Origin of the sequence: Achromobacter sp. JD417 (assembly GCF_041879325.1) — a bacterium.
GTDB classification, from domain to species: Bacteria; Pseudomonadota; Gammaproteobacteria; order Burkholderiales; family Burkholderiaceae_B; genus Achromobacter; species Achromobacter mucicolens.
The window spans coordinates 3117975-3141649 of sequence record NZ_CP087159.1 but is presented as its reverse complement, the minus strand read 5'-3'; the positions used below and the strand labels follow the sequence as shown (position 1 = coordinate 3141649).

The window sequence follows — 23675 nt, the reverse complement described above, 5'->3', positions numbered from 1 at the left end:
TTCTAGGTATCTGGCGCGCATTCGGATAAGGCTTAGTTTTCATATTGATATGCGTATTAAGTCGCTCGGCAAGCCGCGCCCCGCCCATAGAATTCGTGCCTCTCTTGCACACAACAACCTTGGGAACAGCATGCGTTTGATTCATCTATTCAAGGCCGCGGGCGTGGCCGCCGCGATGACGCTTGCGGGCACATCGCAAGCCGGCACGGTGGACACCATCAAGAAGCGCGGTGAATTGGTCTGCGGCGTCAGCCAGGGCTCGGCAGGCTTGTCGATCGCGGACAAGCAAGGCCGCTGGACCGGTCTTGACGCGGACCTGTGCCGCGCGCTGGCGGCCGCCGTGCTGGGCGATCCGGAAAAGACTCGCTTCGTGCCGCTGAGTTCGCAGCAGCGCTTTCCGGCCCTGCAGTCCGGCGAGATCGACGTGCTGAACCGCAACACCACGATCACCTCGGGCCGCGACGCCGGGCTGGGCATCGTGTCCGCCGGCATCGTGTTCTACGACGGACAGGGCTTTTTGGTGCCGCGTAAATTGGGCGTCAAGAGCGCCACCGAACTGGAAGGCGCGCAAGTTTGCGTGCAGCCCGGCACGGTGAACGAACAGAACCTGGTCGACTACTTCAAGAAGAACAAGCTCACCTATCGCCCCGTGGTGATCGAAAACCTGGTCGAGCTTGAACAGGCCTTCTATGCAGGACGCTGCGACGTCTACCTGTCGGATGCGTCCACGCTGGCCGCCAGCCGTGCGGCGCGCGCCAGCCAGCCGGACGACTTCGTCATCCTGCCCGAGCGCATCAACAAGTCGCCGCTCGGCCCCTTCGTACGCCAGGACGACCCGAACTGGGCCGCCATCGTGCGCTGGACGGTCAACGCGCTGGTCGCCGCCGAGGAGCTGGGCATCACCGCCCAGAACGCCGACAGCCAGGCGCAAAGCAGCAACGCGCAGGTGAGGCGGCTGCTGGGCGCGGACCCCGGCATTGGCAAGAGCTTCGGCCTGGACGAAACCTGGGCACGAAACGCCATCAAGGCCGTGGGCAATTATGGCCAGGTGTGGGACCGCAACCTGGGCGCTGCCACGCCGCTCAAGCTGGAGCGTGGCCTGAATGCGCAGTGGAACAAGGGCGGCCTGCTGTATTCGCCGCCGTTCCAGTGACGAGTGTCGCTTGATGCGTGTCGCGCGATGCACATTGCGTGATGCATATCGCATGATGCACATCGCTTGATGCGCACTTCATGATGATTCGCGGGCGGGCCGCCGGGTCCGCCCTTCATGCTCATTCCTTTGCCGCATGACCTGCCATGACCGCCACCACGCTCCCCTATCCGTTGACTGCGCCCTGGCGCCGCTGGCTGCCTGCATTGGCGTGGGGTTTGGGACTGGGCGCAATGGCCGCCATTCTGGTGCTGCACATCGAATCGGTGCAGGCCGCACGCGGTATCCAGGGCGGGTTCGGCTTCCTGCTTCAACCAGCGGGATTCCGTATCTCGGAAAGCCTGCTCAATGTCACGCCCGAAGATCCTTACTGGATGTCCCTGGCTGCGGGACTGGCCAATACGCTGACCGTCGCCTTCGTGGCAACACCCCTGGCGACCGTCCTGGGCGCGGGCCTGGGATTCATGGGGTTGTCGTCCAACCCGCTGGCTGCGCGCGTCGCCGCCCTCGTCATTGCCCCCTTGCGAAATACGCCCGTGCTGTTGCAGCTCTTCGTCTGGTACGGGTTGCTGCTGCGTCTGCCTGACTTGCGGCAAGCATGGTCGCCGCTGCCTTCCGTGCTGCTGTCCAATCGCGGCTTGGCCTTGCCCGCGCTGCATGGCTGGCTGCCATATGCGGGCGTGGTATTGGCCGCGCTGGCGCTTGGGTGGCAAGCCCGCCCCCGGTGGACCCATGCTGCGTTCACCGCCGCGTTGACCGCAATACTGACCGCCGCCGCAATCGCGTGGGCACTATTGCCGCCCATGCAGATCGACCTGCCCGTCAAGCGCGGGCTCGGCTTGCAGGGCGGATGGCAACCCAGCATCGAGTTTGCCGCCTTGACCATCGGCCTCGTGATCTTTCACGCCGCCTACATCGCCGACATCGTGCGCGGGGCGGTGCGCGCGGTTCCCGTTGGCCTGGTCGAAGCCGGCCAGGCCATGGGCCTCACGCCCTACAAGGTGCTGCGGCTGGTGATCGCGCCGTACGCCACGCGCGTCGCGCTGCCGCCCTATGCCAACCAATGCCTGGCGCTTGTCAAGAACAGCACGCTCGCCATCGCAATCGGGTACCAGGAACTGATGGCCGTCATCAACACGGCCATCACGCAAACCGGGCTGGCGCTGGAAGGCATAACGCTTGCCATGGCCATTTACCTGACGTTGGCGGTCTGCCTGGGCGGCGGGCTCTCCGCCTGGAATGCGCGCAATACCCGACACGGCCCGGGCGACACGCACGGCGCGCGCCTGGGTGACAGGGCATTTTGGGATGGCGCTGGGGGCAAGGCCAGGACGCTTCGACGCAACGCGATGTCGGCCGTTCTGACATTGCTGCTGGCCACCGTGGCCTGGTTACTGATCGACTGGGCAGTGCTGCGCGCTGTGTGGTCGGGCAATCCGGCGACCTGCGCAAAGGCGGCAGGCGCCTGCTGGGCCGCCGTGGGCGAAAACCTGCCGCTGTTGTTCTACGGCACCATGTCCGAAGCGCACCGGGGGCCGGCGCTGATCGCGTGCCTGGCACTTTTGGCTGCCATTGCCGTCTTCCTGGGCGCACGTCGCGTGCCGGCGCGCCTACGCATTGCCCTGTTGACTGCGCTGTCAGGCATTACCGTGGCAGCACTGACGGGCTGGCCGTGGGGCGGCGACCTCATCGGCCCGCAACGCTGGGGCGGGCTGCTCGTCACGTTGATCCTGGCGATAGCAGCGCTGTTTACGGCCGTGCCGCTCGCCTTCGCGCTCGCCCTGCTTCGCCGGTCGGGCAGCCCGGCCGGTTCACTGGCCGCCGCCGGTCTGATCGAAGCGGTACGCGGTGTGCCGCTGGTGACCCAGCTGCTGTTCGCGTCCTTTGTGTTGCCCATGCTGCTGGGTGGTGGCGTGTCGAAGTTCAGCATGGCGCTGGCGGCGCTGACCCTGCATACCGCTTGTGTGCTGGCCGAAGTGCTGCGCGGCGCGCTGCAGGCGATTCCGCCCGGCCAGATGATGGCTGCGCGCGCCTTGGGTATGCGGCCCGCGCTGGCCTATGCGTGCGTGATCTGGCCACAGGCCCGCCGCATCGCCTCGCCCGCCGCGCTGGGCGTGTTTGTGGGCGCGGTCAAGGACACGTCGCTGGTCAGCATTATTGGTGTGTTTGACGTGTTGGGCGCGGCCAAGGCGGTGGTGGCGGGCACCGACTGGCGCCCGTATCACGTCGAGGTTTATCTGGCCGTGGCGCTGCTGTATCTGGCCGCCAGCCTGGCGCTATCGCGCGTGGCACGCCGCATGGAAGGCCGGCGTGCTTGAACAGCGGGGAGATCAGCCGCCTGTCCCACCCGCCATGCCGCTGTTTGCGGCAGTCATGCGTTGCAGCCACGCTGGCCGGGGCGCCGCGTCCAGCCAGTTCTTGACGATCAACCCCAGTTCAGTGTCGCCGGCGATACGCAGGCGGCGCTGGAAGAACAAGGTGTCGGCATCGGTTTCCTCGCGCATGAGCGCCAGGAAGTCCGCCAGCTTCGCGCCCAGTTCAAGCTCCGCAGCGCCGGTGGACCCGCGGTTCCAGAGGGGCCGGAATGCACCATCGCGCACGACAAAGCTGCTGCGCAGACCCAGGTCTTCGACGGTGATGGCAAAGCTGCGGCCGTTCAGTTCCGCGGGTGGCTCAAGCCACTTGAGCCGGCGCGCCAGCTCAAGCCCCGCCACGAAATGCAGCGACACAAACGGGCCTGGCACGCGGCGGCCCAGCTTGGCGAACACAGGCGGCAAATTCAGGGCGGCGCTCATGCGACGGCCTCCTCGAGGCCGATGCCGGCCTTGCCATAGTAGTAACCGTTGCAGCGGCCGATGCCCGCGGGCGGCGACACCGGCTCGGGCTTGACGCCTTGACGCATCGCATCCAGTGCGGCAATGGCCTCAAGCGTGCCCGCCGATTGCGGGCTGACGCGCAGCACATCGACGCCCATACCCGCCAGTTCCGGCGCCTCGGCCAGCAGGTCCAGGCACGCGGCCGACTGAACCTGGATGCCGTTGATGCCCAGGAACTCGCGCGATTCGCGCGTGCGCATGTCCAGGCCATCGGGATGCTCGATGCAGCGAAAGCCGCAATCGTCCTTTTTCAGGCGGAAATGGCGGGCCGTGAAGCAGCGCGCGGAGAACGCCAGCGCCATCCTGCCCCACACCATCACTTCGGCCTGCATGCCAGCGGGACGCTCTTGCAGCAGGCGTTCGAGCGTGGTGCCGTCCATTTCAAGCGGCGCGACGAAGCGCACAGCGCCGCGATTGGCCAGCCAGGTCAGCGTGCCCCCGTGGTAGGCGTTGATGTGCGGACCGGCGACAAAGCCACGGCCGCTCAGGTGGCGCACCGCGCCCAACTCGCCTGCCTCGACCATGAAATACTGCTGGTCGCAAAGCTTCTTCAAGGCGTTGGCCTCGGCGCCCGTCTCGATCAAGGTGCGGCCAGACAGCACCACCGTCTTGCCCACTGCGCGCAAGTCGCGCGCCAGTTCAAGCCAATCGTCGGCGCGCAGTTCGTGACGCCGGCTACAGACGGTCTCGCCCACGTAGATGATGTCGGCAGGACTTTCGGCCAGCGCCGCGTAGAAATCCATGGTGCGTTGGCGCGGCCAGTAGTACAGCAAGGGGCCGACAGAAATCTGGAATGGGATGGGGGTCATTTCCATGGACGTTCGAAAGCGCCTTGTGTGACTTGTGAACCCTCGGCATGGCGCGCCAGCATGGCGTTCCATTCGGGGCGCGGAGAAAAGCGCGATGCGTCCGCATGCACGCTGTCCAGCGCGGCTCGCAGCGTGGACACCACCTGCGTGACATAGGCCGGGCTGCGCTGGCGCCCTTCGATCTTGATGGCCGATACGCCCATCTCCGCCAGCTTGGGCAACAGGCCGATGGCGTTCAGGCTGGTGGGTTCTTCGAGGGCGTGATCGGCTTGCCCGTCCACTTCGAAGCGCCCTTTGCACAACGTGGGATACGCAGCCGGTTCGCCGGGCTCGTACCGGTCGATGAGGATGCCCGACAGGCGCGCGTCCATGCGGCCGTCTTCTTCGACCCAGCGCACCGCGTGCGCGGGCGAACAGACGCCCTTGTTGTTGGGGGAATCGCCGGTGGCGTACGAAGACAAGAGGCAGCGGCCCTCGGCCATGACGCACAGGCTGCCGAAGCCGAAGACCTCGACTTCGACGCTGACGTTGGCGCAGATGCGGGCAATCTCCGTCAGCGTCAGGACGCGCGGCAGGACCACACGGCGGATGCCGAACTGCTCTTTCATGAGTTCAATGGCGTCCGCGTGGGTGGCCGAACCCTGCACCGACAAATGCAGCCGCAGGTCCGGATAGCGGTCGCTCGCGTAGGCCAGCAGTCCCGGGTCGGCCATGATGACGGCGTCGGCGCCCAGGTCGTGGGCGGCATCGACGGCGGCCTGCCATTCGGCCATGCGGCCTGCCTGCACAAAGGTGTTGATGGCAAAGAGCACATGCCGGTTGTGGCGATGCGCCAGTTCGACGCCGGCGCGGATGTCGGCTTCGGTGAAATTGAGCCCGGCGAAGTTGCGGGCGTTCGTGGCGTTCTTGAGCCCGAGATAGACGGTGTCGGCGCCCGCTTCGATCGCCGCTTTCAAGGCGGCCAGACTGCCTGCCGGGGCCACGAGCTCTATGGGAGAGGTTCGAGTTTGCATGACGGCCAGTCTATGGGCCGCCCGTCCCCCGGGCCTTGTCGAAAATCAAACGGCGTGGCGCGCGCGGCGCCTTTTTGTGCGGCCTATTCCTCGGTGTACAAGCCGCGCTCCACGGCATAGACAGCGACCTGCACGCGGCTCGTCAGATTGAGCTTCTTCAGCACATTCTGCACATGGATCTTCACGGTGCTTTCGCTCACGTCCAGTTCGCGCGCGATGACCTTGTTGCTGGCCCCGCGCGCAAGCCATTGCACGATCTGGGTTTCACGCGCGGTAAGACGATGGCGCTCGGCCGAGCCGGGCGGCGGCGGCGTCTGGCTGGCCTGGCCGCGGAACTGTTCGACGAGCTTGGCCGTCATGCTGTCGGCAATGACGGCTTCACCGTTGGCGGCGCGGCGGATGGCGGACACCAGCGCGTCCGCGTCGATGTTCTTGACGAGATAGCCGCGAGCGCCGTCGCGCAGCGCCTGGCCCAGCTCATCGGCCTCTTCCGAAACTGTCAGGATGATGACCGCGCAATTGGGCAGGTCCTGCGTCAGCAGCTGCAGTGTTTCCAGCCCCGACAGGCCGGGCAGGTTCAGGTCAAGCAGCACGACGTCGGGCTTGAGCTCCTTGGCGCGCTTTATGCCTTCGACGCCGTCGCCCGCCTCGGCCACGACCTCGAAGTCGGGCTGGCGCTGCAACAGCAGGCGGACACCGGAGCGGAACAGGGTGTGGTCGTCGATGAGCAGGATGCGGATGGTCATGATGGGCAAGGATGTCAGGCTGCCTGGCGTTCGGCGCCAGGCAAGGTGAGCGCCACGCGCGTGCCGGCGCCGGGCTGCGATTCGAGTTTTATCACGGCGCGCATGCGGGCGGCGCGCTCGCGCATGATGTGCAGGCCGACATGGGATTCGCCCCGTTCGGCGACGTCGGCCGGGTCGTAGCCCTGGCCATCGTCCGAAATCAGCAAGGTGAAATCCCGGCCGTTCTCAACGGCGATCCGCACGCGGCTGGCTTCCGAGTGCTTGCGCACATTGGACAGCGCTTCCTGCAGGATGAACAGCACCTGCAACTGCTGCTCCGGCTGCAACGGCGCGCCCTCGCCCTGGGTAAACGTCAGATCGGTCTCGATGGCGGTCTGGCGGCGAAAACGCGAAACCGTGTCCTCGATGGCGGCTTGCAGGTCGCCCTGCGACAACTTGCTGCGGAAGTTGGTCAACAGTTCGCGCACGTCCTGGTAGCTTTCGTCCACGCCGGTGCGCAAGAGCGGCAGGATCTCGCTGACTTCTTCCTCGTCGCCGCGCTTGATGGCGGCATCGAGCATCTGTAATTGCAGGTTCAGGAAATTCAGGCCTTGGGCAAGGCTGTCGTGCAGGCCCTGCGCCACCAGCCCGCGCTCCTGCACGACGGCCAACTGGCGCGCCTGCGCGCTCAGGCGTCGGTTGTCCAGCGCAACGCCCAGGTGCTGGCCCAGCGTTTCCAGCAGCTGCGACTCGGACGCGGCCAGCCGGCGGTGGGTGCGGAAATGCAGCGAATACGAACCCAGCACTTCGTCGCGCGTCACGATGCGAAACACCGCCACGCTGGCAAAGCCCTCGCGCTGGCAGTTCAGATCCAGTTCGGGTGGCGACTGGCGGAAGTCCTGGATGACGATCACGCCCGCCTTGCGCGTGGCGACACCGCAATAGCAGTCGTCGACCTTCATGCAGTGTTCGGACTCGACCAATGCTTCGGACAGACCCACGGACACCACGAGGTTCAGTTTTTCGTTGTTGGGATCCAGCGCCCGGATGCTGCCTGCTTCGGCATCGAACTGCAGCATCACGCGGCGCAGGAAACCATCGCACATGGCTTCGATTTCATTGGGCTGGTTCAGGAACGCCGCCATGTCATACAGCGCTCCGATGTCGCGATTCTGCGCGGCCAGCTGCGCCGTCTTCTGCTCGACCCGCTGCTCCAGGCTGGTGTACAGGTCCTGCAGCTCGTCCGCCATGCGGTTGTAGCCGCGGGCCAGCACGCCGAACTCGTCCTGGCTTTCGACCGGCAGTCGCGTGCTGAATTCGCGGTCGGCCATGCGCTGCAGGCCGTCGCGCAGACGCAGCACCGGTGAAATGATCCACAGATACAGCAGGTAGATCATGGCAAGCGTGCCCGCGCTGGCGATTGCCGCCAACACGCCCTGCGACAGCCGCAGCGACGTGGTCTTGCCGGCGTTGTCCTGTTCGATCATCCGGACCAGCGTATCGGCGCGCGCCACGAACTCGGGCAGCGTTTCCAGATAGCTTGATGCGTCCGGCTGGCCAATGGCGCGCAGCGCCGCCGGCTTCATGATGTCGCGCCAGTACGCGGCCACGTCGTGCCATTGCGCGCGGATGGCGTTGTCGTTGGGAATGAAGAGCGGCCGCGCGGGATTGCCCCGCGCCAGGCGCGCAATGGTGTCGTCCAGAATCGCAACTTGTTCGGTAGTGCGCACTTCGCGCCCGGCCTGCGGCCGCATCAGTTCGACGGCGACGCGATTGGCTCGCATCCGCAGGCTGCCGGTATCGTTGATGGCAGCGCCCGCGCCTTCCAGTTGCCAAGATAGCCACAGCGTCCAGCTCACCATGGACAGCACCACGACCAGCGCCAGCAGCGAGCTTGCCACGATGCGCGTGGACAGCCGGTGCCGGGGCGACGGCAGCGCGTCGGAGGGAGTGGCGGTATTCGAGGACTTCATGGGTGTCGAGGCGAAAAGCGCGGGTCGGGTATCAGTGTAGTCGCTTCCCGCCCGCCTTCCGGCGCGATTGCGCGCGTTTGAGCCTCATGCGATCAGGCCAAACCGAGGGTGCGGCACAGAAAATCGGCAACCTGGGCAGGGTCGTTCAGCGGCAGGCACGGCAAGGCGATCTCAAGCGGCGCATCCGTCACGACGGCCAGGAATGAAGGATCTTCGGTGTGCAGCGGCGGCTTGCCCAGCGCCGGGCGGTAGACCTCGATGCGCGGAATCGCGGCCTGCTTGAAGCCCTCGACCAGCACCAGATCGGCGGGCGACAAGCGCGCCAGTTGCGCCTCAAGCGTGGGTTCCGGCGTGTCGCGCAGTTCATGCACGATGGCATACCGGTATGGCGAGGCAATCATGACTTCCTGCGCGCCCGCGGTCCGAAAGCGCGCGCTGTCCTTGCCGGGGGGCTCCATCTGAAAATCATGATGGCTGTGCTTGATGACGTTCACCCGCAGGCCGCGCGCGCCAAGCAGCGGCAGCATGGCCTCGATCAGGGTGGTCTTGCCGCTGCCGGAGCGGCCGGCGATACCGAATACGGGAGTCATACGAGTGCGGGTTCCGTCAGCAAGGGACATACGATGGGCAAAAACGTGTCCGCCCGCGGGGAGTATGCCAGCAAAGCGCCCGCCACCAGGTCGAAATACCACCCATGCAGGGACAGGCTGCCCGCGTCGACCGCCCGCCGCACGAACGGCAGGTCCTCCAGGTTGCGCAGCGAGATCAGGATGGAGGCCTGCTCGCAGGCGCGCCGGCGCTCTTCCTTGGTGGCATCCGGCATCTGCCGCAGCACCTGTTCGCGCGCGGGTTCGGCGATGTCCATCCAGCGCCCAAGATAGTCGGTCTCGCCGTCGCGGCGGATGCCGCGCTCCATCAGTGCGCGGATTCCGCCGCACTGGGCGTGTCCCAGCACGATGATGCGGCTGACCTGCAATTGTTCGACGGCAAACTGGATCGCTGCCAGGACGCCTTGAAGGCCGCGGTCCTTGCTGCACGGCGGCACCAGATTGGCCACATTGCGCACGGTAAAGATGTCGCCGGGATCACAACCGAGCAGCATGGCCGGGTCCACGCGGGAATCGCAACAGCCGATCAGCAATGTGCTGGGATGCTGGCCGTCGCGCAGGTTGCGATACAGCGACGGCGCGTCTTCGTAGTACTGCTGCTGAAAGCGCTGGAAGCCGCCAACCAGTCGTTCAAGATCCTGCATGTCAGCCTCCCGTTTGCGACATGAAGCGCACGATGCGTTCGGGCCGGGCGTTGAATTCGTGGCGCTCCGGCTTGGCGGCAATGCCGGCCCGGATGGCCTGGATTAGATCGGCGTCGCTGGCGCCCGCGCGCAGCAAGCGTCCGAGCGGCACCTGGTCTTCCTGGCCCAGGCACAGATACAAGGTGCCGTCCACGCCCAGCCGCACGCGGTTGCAGGTGGCGCAGAAATGACGCGACATGGGGGTGATGACGCCCAGCACGGACGCGCCCTGCCCGCTGGTCCAGTAGCGCGCCGGGCCGTTGCGTGATTCGGCCAGCGACGGCACCAGCCCGGCGTCGGCGGCCAGGCGCGCGCCCATCGCGTTCAGGTCGGTGTGCGTAAAGCCGCGGCCGCACTCGCCCATCGGCATCGGCTCGATCAGCCGCAGCACGAAGCCCTGCTCCACCGCATACGACAGCAGGCGGCGAACTTCGGATTCCGGCGTGGCCGCATGCACCACGCTGTTGAGCTTGATGGGGGAAAAGCCAGCCTGCCGCGCGGCCGACAATCCGGCCAGCACGGCGTCCAGGCAATCGCGTCCCGTGATCTGCGAGAACGCTGCCGCGTCCAGCGTGTCCAGGCTGATGTTCAGACGGTCCACCCCCGCTGCCCGCAGCGACTGCGCATGGCGCGATAGCTGCGTGGCGTTGGTGGACACGGACAGGTCGCGCAGCCCAGGCATGGCGGCGATGGTGGCAGCCAGCCCGGCAACGCCCTTGCGCAGCAGCGGCTCGCCGCCCGTAAGCCGGACCTTGGCCACGCCCAGGCTCACGAACAGCCCGATCAGCCGGGCCATTTCGTCGTGGGTCATCCAGTTGGCCGGCGTTTCGAAACCCTTGAAATCCTTGGGCAGGCAGTAGCTGCACCGCAGGTCGCAACGATCTGTGACCGAAACGCGCAGATAGTCGATGCGGCGGCCGAAGCCGTCCGCCAGGGCGGCGGGGGCTGGCTCGTCCATCATGCGGCGCTCCCGGCGAAGACCCGTTCGGGTTCGCCGTCGTCCAGATCGATGCCCGAAATCTTGGCGCGCCCGACCAGCAGCTTGGTGTATTGCCGCCAGGCGGTATCGCGGCTCATGGACGTGAGCGCCGTGGCAATCTGTTTGGCCACGTGTTCGTAGGGCAAGAGCCGCCCTTCCACACGCCGAACCACGCGGACGATGTGCAGGCCGTGCCGCGTCTGCAACAACTGCGGCAGCAACCCGCCCGAAGGCAGCGCGAACACCGCGCGTTCGAATTCCGGCACGGTGTCGCCGCGACCCAGTTGGCCCAGATTGCCGCCGACGGCCGCGGATGGGCAATTGGATTGTTCGCGGGCCACCTCGGCGAACCGCGACGGGTCGGCCAGCAGCTCGGCCAGCACCACGTTGGCATGCGCCTTCAGCATGTCCAGGTTCACGTCGGGCGTGACCTGGAACAGGATGTGGTCGGCCTCGACCAGTTCGCCCACCATGAAGCGCTCGGGGTGCATCTGGTAGAAGCGCCGGCAAGCGGCGTCGTCGGCTTCGGGCGCCGGTGCCTGACTGGCGAGCAAGGCGCCGATGGCGCTTTCCTCGTCGGACACGTCCAGGCCCTGCCGGCCGGCCTCGTCCAAGAGGACGCGCCGCAGCACCAGGGCCGTGACGGCCTCGCGCATGGGATTGCCGGCTTCTGCGTGCAAGGGCAGTTCACGTTCCAGATCCGCGTCGTTCAGTTCGACGCCGTTGACGATGACAGGCATGTTCGGCTCCTAAGACGGGGAATCAGCGCGGACGGACCAGTTGCCAGGCGCGGCCCAGGTAGCCCACCGACGCGAAACCGCTCCAGACGTGCACCAGACGGGTGAACGGGAAGATCACGAAAAGCGTGAGGCCCATGAAGAGGTGCGCCTTGAACAGCAGCGGCACGCCGGCGATGTAGGTGGCGGCGTCGCCCTGGAACGTGACGATGTGCTGCGCCCAGGTCATCAGGTGCACCATAATTTCGCCGTCCATGTGGCCAGCCGACAGCACGATCGTGGACAGCCCGAGCAGCAGCGTCACCAGGATCCACAGCAGCAGGATCTTGTCGCCGGGCCGCGTGGCGTGGGCGATGCGGGGGTCGGTCAGGCGGCGGTGGATCAGGATCAAGAGGCCGATCAGGCACAGCCCGCCCATCACGCCGCCCGCCACCATCGCAACCATCTGCTTGAGCGAGTGCGAGACGCCCAGCGTGTCCCACACGATGACGGGGGTGAGCAGGCCGACCAGATGCCCGAAGAACAGGCCCAGGATGCCGATGTGGAACAGGATGTTCCCCAGCCGCAACTGCCCGCGATGCAGCAGTTGCGAGCTGTCGGATTTCCAGGTGTATTGCTCGCGCTCAAAACGTGCCAGGCTGCCGAGCAGAAAGATCGTCAGTGCGATGTACGGATAGATGCCGAAAAGAAACTGGTTCAGGGAGTTCATGATGCGTCGTCCTGGGCATTAATGAGTCGCGGCGGAACGGGGATGGAAGTGCACGGTCTGCACCCCGCCTCCCGCAAACGGCCGCAGCAGCGGTTCCACGCCGTCGGGGCCGGCCCCGAAGGCCTCCATCGCCTCGTCCATGTCGCGCACCGGGGCCTCGGTCTGCACGCGCGGAATCACGCGGGACTGGGCGCGCAGCACGGCAAAGACGCAGGCGTAGCAGCTTTCGCTTTTGGCCAGGCGCGCGCCGATGGCCGCCAGCACGTGGATGGCTTCGTCCAGCAGCTCCTGGGCTGTGTCGGGATCGATAACCCCCAGGAATTCCAGGAACAGCGGCACGTGGTCCGGCAGTTCCGACACCATCGGCTCGAAGCCGTGCGCGCGGTAAGTCTCCAGCAGGTCCACCATCGCCTGGCCTCGGTCGCGGCTTTCGCCGTGGACGTGCTCGAACAGGTGCAGCGAATGCGAGCGATTGCGGTCAAAGGTGGCGACGTAGTTCTCTTGCAGGGGAATCAGGTCGTTCGAGGCCAGGTAGCTGACCAGCGGCTGCAGGGTTTCCTCGGCGTCCGGATAGGACGCCAGGGCCTCTTCCAGTTCGCCCAGGTAGTCCAGCAGCTCCGGCTCGGGATAGCACAGCATGGCGGAAAGCAGTCGGTACAGGCTCATGGTGTTCTCCTTTCCTCAGGCCGAAACGGCCTTCTTGCGCGACTTGGGCATTTCGATGAAGATCTCGCTGCCCTGCGGCTTGCGGCCGAACAGGGTGCCTTCCGACACGCCGCCAGAGCAGCCATTGCCAAAGGTAAAGCCGCAGCTTCCCTTCTCGTTGAAGCTGTCTTCGACCACTTCCTTGTGGCTGCTGGGCACGACGAAGCGGTCTTCGTAGTTGGCGATGGCCATGATGCGGTACATGTCCTGCACCGTTTCCTCGGTCAGGCCAACCTGATCCAGCAGGGCCGTGTCGCGTTCGCCGTGGACGGTCTCGGACCGCTTGAAGGCGCGCATGGCCAGCATGCGTTCCAGGGCTTGCAGCACCGGCGCTTCCTTGCCTGCGGTCAGCAGGTTGGCCAGGTAGCGCACGGGGATGCGCAGCGTCGACACGTCGGGGATCATGCCGCTCTTGCCCACGGTGCGCTGGGGCATCTTGCCGGACTCGGCGGCCGTCTGGATGGGCGACAGCGGCGGGATGTACCAGACCATCGGCAGCGTGCGGTATTCGGGGTGCAGCGGGAAGGCCACCTTCCATTCGACAGCCATCTTGTAGACGGGCGAATTGCGCGCGGCTTCCAGCCAAGATTCCGGGATGCCCTGCTCGCGCGCCGCGGCGATCACCTCGGGCGAATGCGGGTCCAGGAACAGGTCGAGCTGCGACTGATACAGATCCTGCTCGTTCGCGGTGGCGGCGGCATTTTCAATCTGGTCGGCGTCATACAGCAGCACGCCCAGGTAGCGGATGCGGCCCACGCAGGTTTCCGAGCACACGGTCGGCTGGCCGGCCTCGATGCGCGGATAGCAGAACGTGCACTTCTCGGCCTTGCCGCTGTTCCAGTTGTAGTAGATCTTCTTGTACGGGCAGCCCGAGATGCACATGCGCCATCCGCGGCACTTGTCCTGATCGACCAGGACGATGCCGTCGTCTTCGCGCTTGTAGATGGAACCGGACGGGCAGCTGGCGACACAGGCCGGGTTCAGGCAGTGTTCGCACAGGCGCGGCAGGTACATCATGAAGGTGTTCTCGAACGTCGAGTACATCTCTTTCTGCACGCCTTCGAAGAGCGCATCGCGGCTGCGCGAGCTGAATTCGCCGCCCAGGTCGTCTTCCCAGTTCGGGCCCCAATGGATCTTGTCCATCTTCTTGCCCGTCAGCACCGACACCGGACGCGCGGTGGGCGGCGTCTGCGACAGCGGCGCGTTCTTCAGGTGCTCGTAGTCGTAGGTGAACGGTTCGTAGTAGTCGTCGATGGCGGGCAGGTTCGGGTTGGCGAACAGGTTGGCCAGGATGCGCAGCTTGCTGCCTTGGCGCGGTTCCAGCTTGCCGGCGGCCGTGCGGCTCCAGCCGCCCTTCCACTTTTCCTGGTTTTCCCATTCCTTCGGATAGCCGATGCCGGGCTTGGTTTCAACGTTGTTGAACCATGCGTACTCGACACCGTCGCGGCTGGTCCAGACGTTCTTGCAGGTGACCGAGCAAGTGTGGCAGCCAATGCACTTGTCCAGGTTCAGCACCATGCCGATTTGGGCGCGTATCCTCATGATTGCTTCTCTTCTTGTTGCAGTTCTTCGACGAGCGGGCCTTCCAGCCAGTCCACCTTCTTCATCTTGCGCACGACCACGAACTCGTCGCGGTTGGCGCCCACGGTGCCGTAGTAGTTGAAACCGTAGGCCTGCTGCGCGTATCCGCCGATCATGTGCGTGGGCTTGAGCACCGTGCGCGTGACCGAGTTATGGATGCCGCCGCGCTTGCCGCTGGTTTCAGCGCCCGGCACGTTCACGATCTTTTCCTGTGCGTGGTACATCAGGCACATGCCAACCGGCACGCGCTGGCTCACGACCACCCGGGCGGTCAGCGTGCCGTTCACGTTGAACACTTCCACCCAGTCGTTGTCGACCAGTCCGGCCTGCTTGGCCTCGGCTTCGGACACCCACACGTGGGGGCCGCCGCGGCTGAGGGTCAGCATGCGCAGGTTGTCCGAGTACGTGCTGTGGATGCCCCACTTCTGGTGCGGCGTGATCCAGTTCAGGACCAGTTCCTTTTCGCCATTCGGGTATTTGCCCAGCATGGGTGCAACCGTCTTGGTGTCGATGGCGGGCTTGTACACGCAGGAGCCTTCGCCAAAGTCCAGCATCCAGCGGTGATCCTGGTAGAACTGCTGGCGGCCCGTCAGGGTGCGCCATGGGATCAGTTCATGGACGTTTGTATAGCCGGCGTTGTAGCTGACCTCTTCGCTTTCCAGACCGGACCAGGTGGGCGCCGAAATGATCTTGCGCGGCTGCGCCTGGATGTCGCGGAAGCGGATCTTGTCGTGCTCGCGTCCGACCGCCAGGTGCGTGTGGTCGCGTCCGGTGATCTTGCCCAGCGCTTCCCAGGCCTTGACCGATACATGGCCGTTGGTCTCGGGTGCGAAGGTCAGGATCATCTCGGCCGCGTCGATCGCCGTATCCAGGCGCGGACGCCCCTGGCTGACGCCGGTTTCGGTGACGCTGTCGTTGATGCCGGCCAGCTCGTGAACCTCGTGCTGGGTGTTCCAGTTGATGCCCTTGCCGCCGTTGCCCAGCTTGTCCAGCAGCGGACCCACCGACGTGAACTTGCGGTAGATGTCGTTGTAGTCGCGCTCGACCACCGTCATGGACGGGGCCGTCTTGCCCGGAATCAGGTCGCATTCGCCGAGCTTCCAGTCCTTGGGTTCGAAGGCCTGGCCCAGTTCTCCCGGGGTGTCGTGCATCAGCGGGGTCAGCACCAGGTCGCGGCGCTTGCCCAGGTACGGACCGCCGATTTCGCTGAACTTCTTGGCCAGCAGCTTGTAGATTTCCCAGTCGGTCTTGCTTTCCCAGAGCGGCTGCACGGCTTCGCTGAGCGGGTGGATGAAGGGGTGCATGTCGGACGTGTTGAGGTCGTCCTTTTCGTACCAGGTGGCGGTGGGCAGCACGATGTCGCCGTACAGGCACGTGGTGCTCATGCGGAAGTCCAGCACGGTCAGCAGGTCGAGCTTGCCTTCGGCGGCGTCGTCCTCAAAGGTGACTTCGGACGGCTTGATGGCGTCGGCTTCGTCGCCGAACACGGCGTTCTGGGTGCCCAGGAGGTACTTCAGGAAGTACTCGTGGCCCTTGCCGCTGGAGCCCAGGATGTTGGAGCGCCACACGAACATGTTGCGCGGGAAGTTGGCGGGATCGTCCGGGTTTTCGCAGGACATGCGCAGCTCGCCCGACTTCATCTGTTCGACGGCGTGCGCGACGGGATCCTTGCCCAGGCTGTCGGCCTGTGCCACGACGTCCAGCGGATTGGTGCGCAGCTGTGGCGCCGACGGCAACCAGCCCATGCGCTCGGCGCGGGCGTTCAGGTCGATCATGCTGAGTTCGCTGTACTTGGCGCGGTCGGCGGTGGGGCCGAGCACTTCCTGCACATTCAGCTTTTCGTGACGCCATTGGCTGGTATGGGCGTAGAAGAACGAGGTGCCGTTCATCTGGCGCGGCGGGCGCACCCAGTCGGCGGCAAACGCCAGCGGGGCCCAGCCGAACTGCGGGCGCAGCTTTTCCTGGCCCACATAGTGCGCCCAGCCGCCGCCGCTCTTGCCCACGCAACCGCACATCATCAGCATGTTGATGATGCCGCGGTAGATCATGTCCATGTGGTACCAGTGGTTCAGGCCGGCGCCGACAATGACCATGGACTTGCCTTCGGTGTCGTGCGCATTCTGGGCGAACTCGCGCGCCACCTGGATGACTTGCGCGCGCGGCACGCTGGTGTGCTTTTCCTGCCAGGCAGGCGTATAGGGAACGTCGTCATCGTAAGAGGACGCGACATTGCCGCCGCCCAGGCCGCGATCCAGGCCGTAGTTGGCCATCTGCAGGTCATACACGGTAGCGACCAGCGCGTCGGTGCCGTCAGCCAGGCGGATGCGGCGGGTGGGCACGTTGCGCACCAGCAGCTCGTCGTGTTCGCTGCCGAAGTACGGGAAGCCCACGCCGACCACTTCGTCGGACTTGTCCAGAAGGCTAAGCGTGGGGACGATTTCGCGGCCCGAGCCGCCATCCTTGGATTCGAGGTTCCAGCGGCCGACCTTTTCGCCGCCGTTGACGGCGCCCTCGCCCCAGCGAAAGCCGATGCTGCCGTTGGGCGCCACCAGATCGCCGGTGGACTCGTCCAGCACCAGCGTCTTCCAGTCGGGGTTGTTCTGTTCGCCAAGCGCGTTGTCCAGCTGCGAGGCGCGCAGGAAGTGGTCAGGGGCGTAGAAGCCGTCGCGTTCCTTAAGCTGCACCAGCATCGGCATGTCGGTGTAGCGGCGCACGTAGTCCGTGAAGTAGGCCGACTTGCCCGACAGGTGGAATTCCTTGAGGATGACGTGGCCCATGGCCATGGCGAGCGCGGCGTCGGTACCCTGCTTGGGCGCCAGCCAGATGTCGCCGAACTTGACCATTTCGCCGAAGTCGCTGGACACGGCAACGGTCTTGGTGCCCTTGTAGCGGACTTCGGTGTAGAAGTGCGCGTCCGGGGTGCGGGTCTGCGGGACGTTCGAGCCCCAGACCATCAGGTAGGTGGAGTTGTACCAGTCGGCCGACTCGGGCACGTCGGTCTGTTCGCCCCAGATCTGGGGGCTGGCGGGGGGAAGATCGCAGTACCAGTCGTAGAAGCTGAGGCAGGCGCCGCCCAAAAGGCTAAGGTAGCGGGCGCCGGCGGCGTAGCTGACCATCGACATGGCAGGAATCGGCGAGAACCCGATCACGCGGTCCGGACCGTACTTCTTGATGGTGAGCGCGTTGGCCGCGGCAATGATCTCCGTGGCGGTGTCCCAATCGGCGCGGACGAAGCCGCCCAGGCCGCGCACCGACTTGTATCGCTTGGCGCGCTTGGGATCCTGGCTGATCCATTCCCAGGCCGCGATCGGGTCCATCGTCTTGCGGGCTTCGCGCCACATTTCGATCAGGCGGCCGCGGATCATGGGGTACTTCACGCGCTGCGCCGAATACACATACCAGCTGTACGAAGCGCCACGAGGACAGCCGCGGGGCTCGTGGTTGGGCAGGTCGGGACGGGTGCGGGGGTAGTCGGTCTGCTGGGTTTCCCAGGTGATCAGGCCGTTCTTGACATACACCTTCCAGGAGCAGGAGCCGGTGCAGTTCACGCCGTGGGTGGAACGCACCACCTTGTCGTGCTGCCAGCGGGCGCGGTAGGCGTTCTCCCACTTGCGGTCCTCGTTGACGGTTTCGCCGTGACCGTTCGCGAAGGTGGACTTCACCCGCGACATGAACTTCAACCGGTCCAGAAAATGACTCATTGTGTTTCTCCAAGAACGCCGGCCTGGCCGGCGCGTACTGCGATCAATGCTGATGAAACAACTTTAGGGCTGGGCTGTCTGGCCGACCATTCGCCGGTGGCACAACCCGGGTTCGGCAGAGTGACTAGTTACCCGGGTAGGCCGAACTAGTCGGGCCGCGCAAGGCCGCCGGGGCCCGGCCACGCAACGTGTGCGCGACCGGGCCCCGGCGAACGCTCCTTAGCAGGGAATGGGCGCGTTGCGGCGTGCGTAGTACCACCACGTGATCAGCATGCAGGTGGCATAGAAGCCGATGAAGCAGAACAGCGCGGTCTGGACGCTGCCCGTCATTTCGAGCGACGTGCCGAAGCTGCGCGGGATGAAAAAGCCGCCGTAGGCCCCGATGGCGCCGGAAAAGCCCAGCACCGCGGCCGATTCCTTGGCCGCCTCCGACATGGCCTGCTTTTGCGCGGCGGGGCCCTTGCCCTGCGCCGCCTGCGTGCGCTCGCGCAGGAAGATCACCGGAATCATGCGGAACGTGGAACCGTTGCCCAGGCCGGTCAGCGCGAAGAGCACGATGAACATGGCCAAGAAGCCGTTGAAGTCGCCCAGGCGGCCCTCACCCGGCAGGAACGTCACGACGCCAGCCACCGCGGCGATCATGGCCGCGAAGGTGAAGAGCGTGACCCGGGCGCCGCCCAACTTGTCGGAGATCCAGCCGCCCACGGGACGCGTCAGCGATCCGACCAGCGGTCCGAGGAAGGCGTATGCCATGGGGTTGACGGTGGGAAACAGCGTCTTGGTCAACATTGCGAAGCCCGCCGAGAAGCCGATGAACGACCCGAACGTGCCCACGTACAGCCAGCACATCAGCCAGTTGTGCTTGCGCTTGAAGATGACCGCCTGGTCGGCGAACGAGGCGCGCGCATCGGCGATGTCGTTCATCCCGAACCATGCGGCGATGGACGCCAGCGCGATGGGGATCACCCAGATGAAGCCCGCGTTCTGCAGCCACAGATTTTGCTGCGCGCCATTGGCGTTGATGACTTGAGGTTCGCCGCCGGCAACGCCGAAGACGCCCATGGTGATGACGACCGGCACGACGAACTGCACCAGCGACACACCCAGGTTGCCGATGCCGGCGTTCAGGCCCGTTGCCAGCCCCTTCTTATCCTTGGGAAAGAAAAAGCTGATGTTGGCCATGCTGGAGCTGAAGTTGCCGCCGCCCAGGCCGCACAGCAGCGCCAGCACCAGAAGGGTCGGAAACGAGGTGGTCGGGTCGCGCAGCGCGAAACCCATGCCCAGCGCCGGAATCAGCAGCGAGGCGGTGGAGATGGCCGTCCATTTGCGCCCGCCGAAGACGGGCACGAGGAACGAGTAGAAGATGCGCAGCGTCGCCCCCGACAGCGCGGGCAGCGCCGTCAGCCAGAAGAGCTGGTTCTTGGACAGCATGAAGCCGGCACGGTCAAGGTTGACGACGACCACGCTCCAGAGCATCCAGATGCTGAACGCCAGCATCAGCGCCGGGATCGAGATCCACAGATTGCGGTTGGCGACGCGCGCGCCCGTCTGTTTCCAGAAACCGGGATTATCCGGCTCCCAGCGCGCAAGGACTTGAGTGGACATGAGGTTCTCTCAGGATGGTGGTTGGGTCAGGCGGCTTGCTGCCGGGCGATGGCCGCGCTTTCGGGCCGGAAACTGAAGTGCATGAAGATCAGCGAGACGCAGACCGTGCCGTACAGCAGCATGAAGGCGCTGGAGCGGATGCCGGTCAGGTCGAGCAGGACGCCGAACATGATGGGAAGCACGAAGCCGCCCAGGCCGCCAGCCAGTCCGACGATGCCGGACACGGCGCCGATGTTGTCGCTGAATTCATCGGAGATGAACTTGAAGACCGAGGCCTTGCCGATCGCCATGGCGATGCCGACGACGAACAGCAGGATGGTGAAGGTGACCGGGCCGAGCGCGATGCCGAAGGAACGCGGGCCGCCGGCGGTCATGACGGTGAATTCGGTTTGCGGATAGCTCAGGAGGAAGAACGCCACCCAGCACACCCACATCACCCACCACGTGGTCTTGTAGGCGCCGTAGCGGTCGGAGATCCAGCCGCCGACGGCGCGCAGCACGCCGCCGGGCAACGAGAAGCACGCGGCCAGCAGCGCGGCCAGCTTCATGTCGAAGCCGTATTCGCCGATGTAGTACTTGGTCATCCACAGGGCCAGCGCCACATAGCCGCCGAACACGACCGAGTAATACTGGCAGTAGCGCCACACCCGCGGATCCTTCAGCATGGCGAACTGGGCCGACAACGAGGCGCCGCCCGCGACGCGGTGAGACGGATCGGACGACGAGAACATCCAGAACAGGATGGCGGTGACCAGCAGTGCCACGGCGTAGACCTGCGGCACGATGACCCAGGCGCCACCGGCAGCCGCGATGAGCGCGGGGGCCACGAACTTGGTGATGGCCGAGCCCGAGTTGCCGGCGCCGAAGACGCCCATGGCCAGACCTTGCTTGTTGCGCGGGAACCAGCGGGCGACATAGGGCGTGCCCACGGAGAACGAGCCGCCGGTCAGGCCGACGAACAGCGCCAGCACCAGGAACTGCCAGTATTCCGTGGCGTAGGACAGCAGCCAGATCGGCACCACCGCCAGCAGCATCAGCACGAAGAACACGGGACGGCCGCCGTAGCGATCAGTCCAGATGCCGAGCGGCACGCGCACGAGGGAGCCGGTCAGGACCGGCATGGCGGCCAGCAGGCCGAATTGCGTTTCGGACAGGCCGAGCTGCGCCTTTATGGGGATCCCCAGCACGGCAAAGATCATCCACACCGCAAAACAGATGGTGAAGGCAAACGTGCTGGATATCAGGACCCGCATCGGCGCACCGGCCGAGGATTGATGTGCTGCCATGGTTAGTCTCGCTTTTTGCTGACAAATACGTATGTCGGTAGCCTAAGCAGCCCTCCCATTTGCAACCATTCCCCAGCCGACCAAAGGGCTATTTCCGAAGTGCCTAGTCATGCGGGTGTTCCAGACAGCCTTGCGCTGGATCAAATCCCCGGATCGCGTCGCGATGCGGCCAGATGTAATATGTATTTCAAATACACGTTCAAAACCGCAACGGCGCGCGCCCCGCGCGCACGGGCCACACCATGACCACCCTGCTTTCCATCGACGAACCCGCAAAGAAGCCGCGCCCCGCCCCGCCCGAGTGGGGCGCGTTCACTGAAATGGGTTTCCGCCCGCTGTATCTGGCTGGCTGCTTCTGGGCGCTTTTTTCGGTGTTGCTATGGGTGCACGCCCCCGCGCGGCTGACTGGCGTGCTGAACGGCATGTTCTGGCATGCGCATGAAATGCTGTGGGGCTTCGTGGCCACGATCGCCGTGGGCTTCCTGCTGACGGCGGGCGCCAACTGGACGGGCAAGAATCCCCTGAAAGGCAATCCGCTTGCCGCGCTGTGCGGGCTCTGGATCGTGGCGCGCGTGGGGTATCTGGTCCCCGGGCGCACTGCATTCGTCGTCGCGGCGGCGGCGGACCTGCTGTTTTTCCTGTGGGCGGCCGGGGCATTGGGACGCGCCGTCGTGGTCACGCGGAACCAGCGCAACTATGGCGTGCCGTTCCTTCTGCTGGCGCTTGGCGCGACCAACGGGCTGTACCTGTGGGCGACGGTCCAGGGCGACTACGTGACGCTGATGCGCTATTTCAATGCCGGGCTGCTGTCGATGGCCGTGCTGACCTTGCTGATCGCCCGGCGGGTCATGCCCTTCTTCGCCAAGCGCGCCGTTGCGGGCCTGGACATTCCTCCCCATACCAAGAGCGGTCACTGGCAGCTTGGCTTTGGCGTCGTCGCCATCGCCTGCCTGCTGGCCGGCGTGCAGCAGGCCGCCGCGCTGGCGCTTGCGGCAAGCGGCGCGATTGCGCTGGTGCAGTGGGTGTCCTGGAAGCCGTGGGCCGTGCGGCGCGTGCCGCTCCTGTGGATTCTCTATGCGGGGTATCTGGGTCTGGGGATCGGCCTGCTGGTGGGCGCGGCGCAACTGGCGGGCATTGTGGTCCGGCAGGCTTGGCCCGCGCACGTCATCGGCGTGGCCGGGTTCTCGGTGTTGATCCTGGGCATGGTGACCCGCACCGCACTCGGCCATCTGGGTCGTCCGCTGCACACGGACCGCAGCATGGTCCTGAGCTACGCGCTGATGATCCTGGCGGCGTTGCTGCGGTTGGCGGCCCTGCTGCCGACCGCGGCAACGCTGGGCCTGCTGCATGCGTCGGCCACCGCGTGGGCGCTGGCGCTGGGACTGTACCTGTGGCGGTTCTTCCCCATGATGATCCGCCCGCGCGCGGACGCGGCGGCCAAGCAGGCGACGCCCGTCATGCGGGTGATGCCGGTGTCGCGGCCCAAGAGCTGAGGGCGCCGCGTCAAAGACACCGCCTGCCCCCGCCCTAACGCTTCACGACCGGCCTTCGCGCCGCTCCATCGCGGCAACTTCACGCCGCATGGCCTTGAGCCAAGCCTTGAGCAGGGATTCGTCCGAGAACTGCATGACCTCGTGTTCAAGTTCCTGGATGTACTCCTGGATGTCCTTGATGTCGTCATCCAGCTCTTGCATCACCGTTTCCGGATCGAAGGTGGCGAACGGGTCCAGCTCATAGCGCAGCGTGAAGCCTTCCTCGGCAAACTGAACCTGGGTAAGGATCTCGTCGAGCTGCGCGGCCAGCACCGCATTGGCCGCTTCCAGCTGATCGTCGGGGATGTCGGCGGCGGCCTGCACGGTGGCGCGCAGGTTGGGATCCTGGGCGGCCTGGGCCAGCCGCTCCCGCTCGGCCGCTTGCAGTGCGTCCCAGGCGACGGCGTTCGTCACGGTCGGCATGCGGACCACGCGAGCGTATTCCAGCAACTCTTCCGCGTCTTCGTCATCGTACTGATCCTGGATGACCTGCAGCAACTGCATGGGCGACATCGAGTCCAGGTCGGCAACGTCCAGGTCCAGCGCATCGGCCAGTTCTTGCCGCGCGCTTTCGGTCAATTCGGCAAGATTGGCGTCGTAGTCGGCCCCGCCGTGCTTCTTGTAGAGCGTCTTGAGCCGCGCGGTGTCGCAACCGGCCGGTAGCGCCGACTTGGCCGACAGCACCAGCAGTTCTTCCGAGAACTCCGTGACCAGTTCGGACACGAACTCGCGTTCGGCCTTGGACAGACCCATTTCCTTGTAGGCGTGGTCAAAGCACAGCACCAGCTTGTAGCGCAGCTGGTTGAGCTTGTCTTCGAGCGGCCGCAGCGTCTCGGTGTATTTGTGGTGATAATCCGCCTCGATCGACTGCCATTGCGCCAGCCGGGCCCGTTCGGCCGTCAGTCGTTCCTGCAGGCGTTCGCATAATTCACGCGGACTTTCGAGGGATTTTTCGCTCATGGACCCACTCCTGTTGCAAACCGGGGTATTGAAAACAGCC

General features: G+C 65.4%; 19 protein-coding genes. 3 read left to right on the top strand and 16 right to left on the bottom strand.

Annotated elements, in window-relative coordinates; genetic code table 11:
- The first annotated feature begins 130 nt into the window (after positions 1-130).
- Both LN047_RS14360 and LN047_RS14355 read left to right on the top strand, forming a co-directional pair.
- A complete protein-coding gene (locus LN047_RS14360) occupies positions 131-1153 on the top strand; it encodes an amino acid ABC transporter substrate-binding protein (protein WP_373979341.1) in 1023 nt (340 codons plus the stop codon).
- Positions 1154-1299: 146 nt separating this feature from the next.
- Positions 1300-3471 carry an ABC transporter permease subunit gene (locus LN047_RS14355; RefSeq protein WP_373979340.1) on the top strand — a complete coding sequence of 724 codons (2172 nt, stop codon included), beginning with the start codon at positions 1300-1302 and terminating at the stop codon, positions 3469-3471.
- Positions 3472-3483: 12 nt separating this feature from the next.
- Here the strand turns inward: LN047_RS14355 and LN047_RS14350 are convergent, their stop codons facing one another.
- The 15 genes from LN047_RS14350 to LN047_RS14280 all read right to left on the bottom strand — a co-directional run bounded on the left by LN047_RS14350 (position 3484) and on the right by LN047_RS14280 (position 21143).
- The gene (locus LN047_RS14350) at positions 3484-3948 is read right to left on the bottom strand and encodes an SCP2 domain-containing protein (protein WP_373979339.1); all 465 of its coding nucleotides are present in this window, start codon (positions 3946-3948) and stop codon (positions 3484-3486) included.
- On the bottom strand, positions 3945-4838 hold the full coding sequence (locus LN047_RS14345; RefSeq protein ID WP_373982135.1) for a U32 family peptidase: 894 nt from the start codon (positions 4836-4838) through the stop codon (positions 3945-3947). Before LN047_RS14345 ends, LN047_RS14350 begins: the two co-directional genes overlap by 4 nt.
- The gene (locus tag LN047_RS14340; protein ID WP_056318371.1) at positions 4835-5851 is read right to left on the bottom strand and encodes a peptidase U32 family protein; all 1017 of its coding nucleotides are present in this window, start codon (positions 5849-5851) and stop codon (positions 4835-4837) included. The genes LN047_RS14345 and LN047_RS14340 overlap by 4 nt, the downstream gene beginning before the upstream one ends.
- An 83-nt stretch (positions 5852-5934) precedes the next feature.
- On the bottom strand, positions 5935-6597 hold the full coding sequence (locus tag LN047_RS14335; RefSeq protein WP_056318368.1) for a response regulator transcription factor: 663 nt from the start codon (positions 6595-6597) through the stop codon (positions 5935-5937).
- Between the two features lie 14 nt (positions 6598-6611).
- Entirely contained in the window at positions 6612-8549 is a 1938-nt protein-coding gene (locus tag LN047_RS14330; protein ID WP_373979338.1) for a type IV pili methyl-accepting chemotaxis transducer N-terminal domain-containing protein, read from the bottom strand.
- A gap of 92 nt (positions 8550-8641) precedes the next feature.
- The gene (gene mobB, locus LN047_RS14325) at positions 8642-9139 is read right to left on the bottom strand and encodes a molybdopterin-guanine dinucleotide biosynthesis protein B (protein WP_056318363.1); all 498 of its coding nucleotides are present in this window, start codon (positions 9137-9139) and stop codon (positions 8642-8644) included.
- Complete coding sequence (locus LN047_RS14320; protein WP_056318361.1) at positions 9136-9801, bottom strand: carbonic anhydrase; 666 nt, start codon at positions 9799-9801, stop codon at positions 9136-9138. Before LN047_RS14320 ends, mobB begins: the two co-directional genes overlap by 4 nt.
- Before the next feature lies 1 nt (position 9802).
- Positions 9803-10801, bottom strand: a complete 999-nt coding sequence (gene moaA, locus LN047_RS14315) for a GTP 3',8-cyclase MoaA (protein ID WP_373979337.1) — start codon at positions 10799-10801, stop codon at positions 9803-9805.
- A complete protein-coding gene (locus LN047_RS14310; RefSeq protein WP_062841461.1) occupies positions 10798-11559 on the bottom strand; it encodes a peptidylprolyl isomerase in 762 nt (253 codons plus the stop codon). The genes moaA and LN047_RS14310 overlap by 4 nt, the downstream gene beginning before the upstream one ends.
- Before the next feature lie 22 nt (positions 11560-11581).
- The gene (gene narI, locus LN047_RS14305; RefSeq protein ID WP_373979336.1) at positions 11582-12265 is read right to left on the bottom strand and encodes a respiratory nitrate reductase subunit gamma; all 684 of its coding nucleotides are present in this window, start codon (positions 12263-12265) and stop codon (positions 11582-11584) included.
- Between the two features lie 18 nt (positions 12266-12283).
- Positions 12284-12931, bottom strand: coding sequence for a nitrate reductase molybdenum cofactor assembly chaperone (narJ, locus tag LN047_RS14300; RefSeq protein ID WP_373979335.1), 648 nt, complete (start codon positions 12929-12931; stop codon positions 12284-12286).
- A gap of 15 nt (positions 12932-12946) precedes the next feature.
- Positions 12947-14512, bottom strand: a complete 1566-nt coding sequence (gene narH / locus LN047_RS14295) for a nitrate reductase subunit beta (protein WP_373979334.1) — start codon at positions 14510-14512, stop codon at positions 12947-12949.
- The gene (locus tag LN047_RS14290) at positions 14509-18252 is read right to left on the bottom strand and encodes a nitrate reductase subunit alpha (protein ID WP_373979333.1); all 3744 of its coding nucleotides are present in this window, start codon (positions 18250-18252) and stop codon (positions 14509-14511) included. The genes narH and LN047_RS14290 overlap by 4 nt, the downstream gene beginning before the upstream one ends.
- Before the next feature lie 219 nt (positions 18253-18471).
- Positions 18472-19857 carry a NarK family nitrate/nitrite MFS transporter gene (locus LN047_RS14285; protein WP_373979332.1) on the bottom strand — a complete coding sequence of 462 codons (1386 nt, stop codon included), beginning with the start codon at positions 19855-19857 and terminating at the stop codon, positions 18472-18474.
- Between the two features lie 26 nt (positions 19858-19883).
- The gene (locus tag LN047_RS14280; RefSeq protein WP_056318336.1) at positions 19884-21143 is read right to left on the bottom strand and encodes a nitrate/nitrite transporter; all 1260 of its coding nucleotides are present in this window, start codon (positions 21141-21143) and stop codon (positions 19884-19886) included.
- Positions 21144-21385: 242 nt separating this feature from the next.
- On the opposite strand from LN047_RS14280, the gene LN047_RS14275 reads away from it, so the two are divergent.
- The gene (locus LN047_RS14275) at positions 21386-22636 is read left to right on the top strand and encodes an NnrS family protein (RefSeq protein WP_373979331.1); all 1251 of its coding nucleotides are present in this window, start codon (positions 21386-21388) and stop codon (positions 22634-22636) included.
- A gap of 42 nt (positions 22637-22678) precedes the next feature.
- On the opposite strand, the gene LN047_RS14270 is transcribed toward LN047_RS14275, so the two are convergent.
- Positions 22679-23635, bottom strand: a complete 957-nt coding sequence (locus tag LN047_RS14270) for a molecular chaperone DnaJ (protein WP_373979330.1) — start codon at positions 23633-23635, stop codon at positions 22679-22681.
- Between the last annotated feature and the right edge of the window lie 40 nt (positions 23636-23675).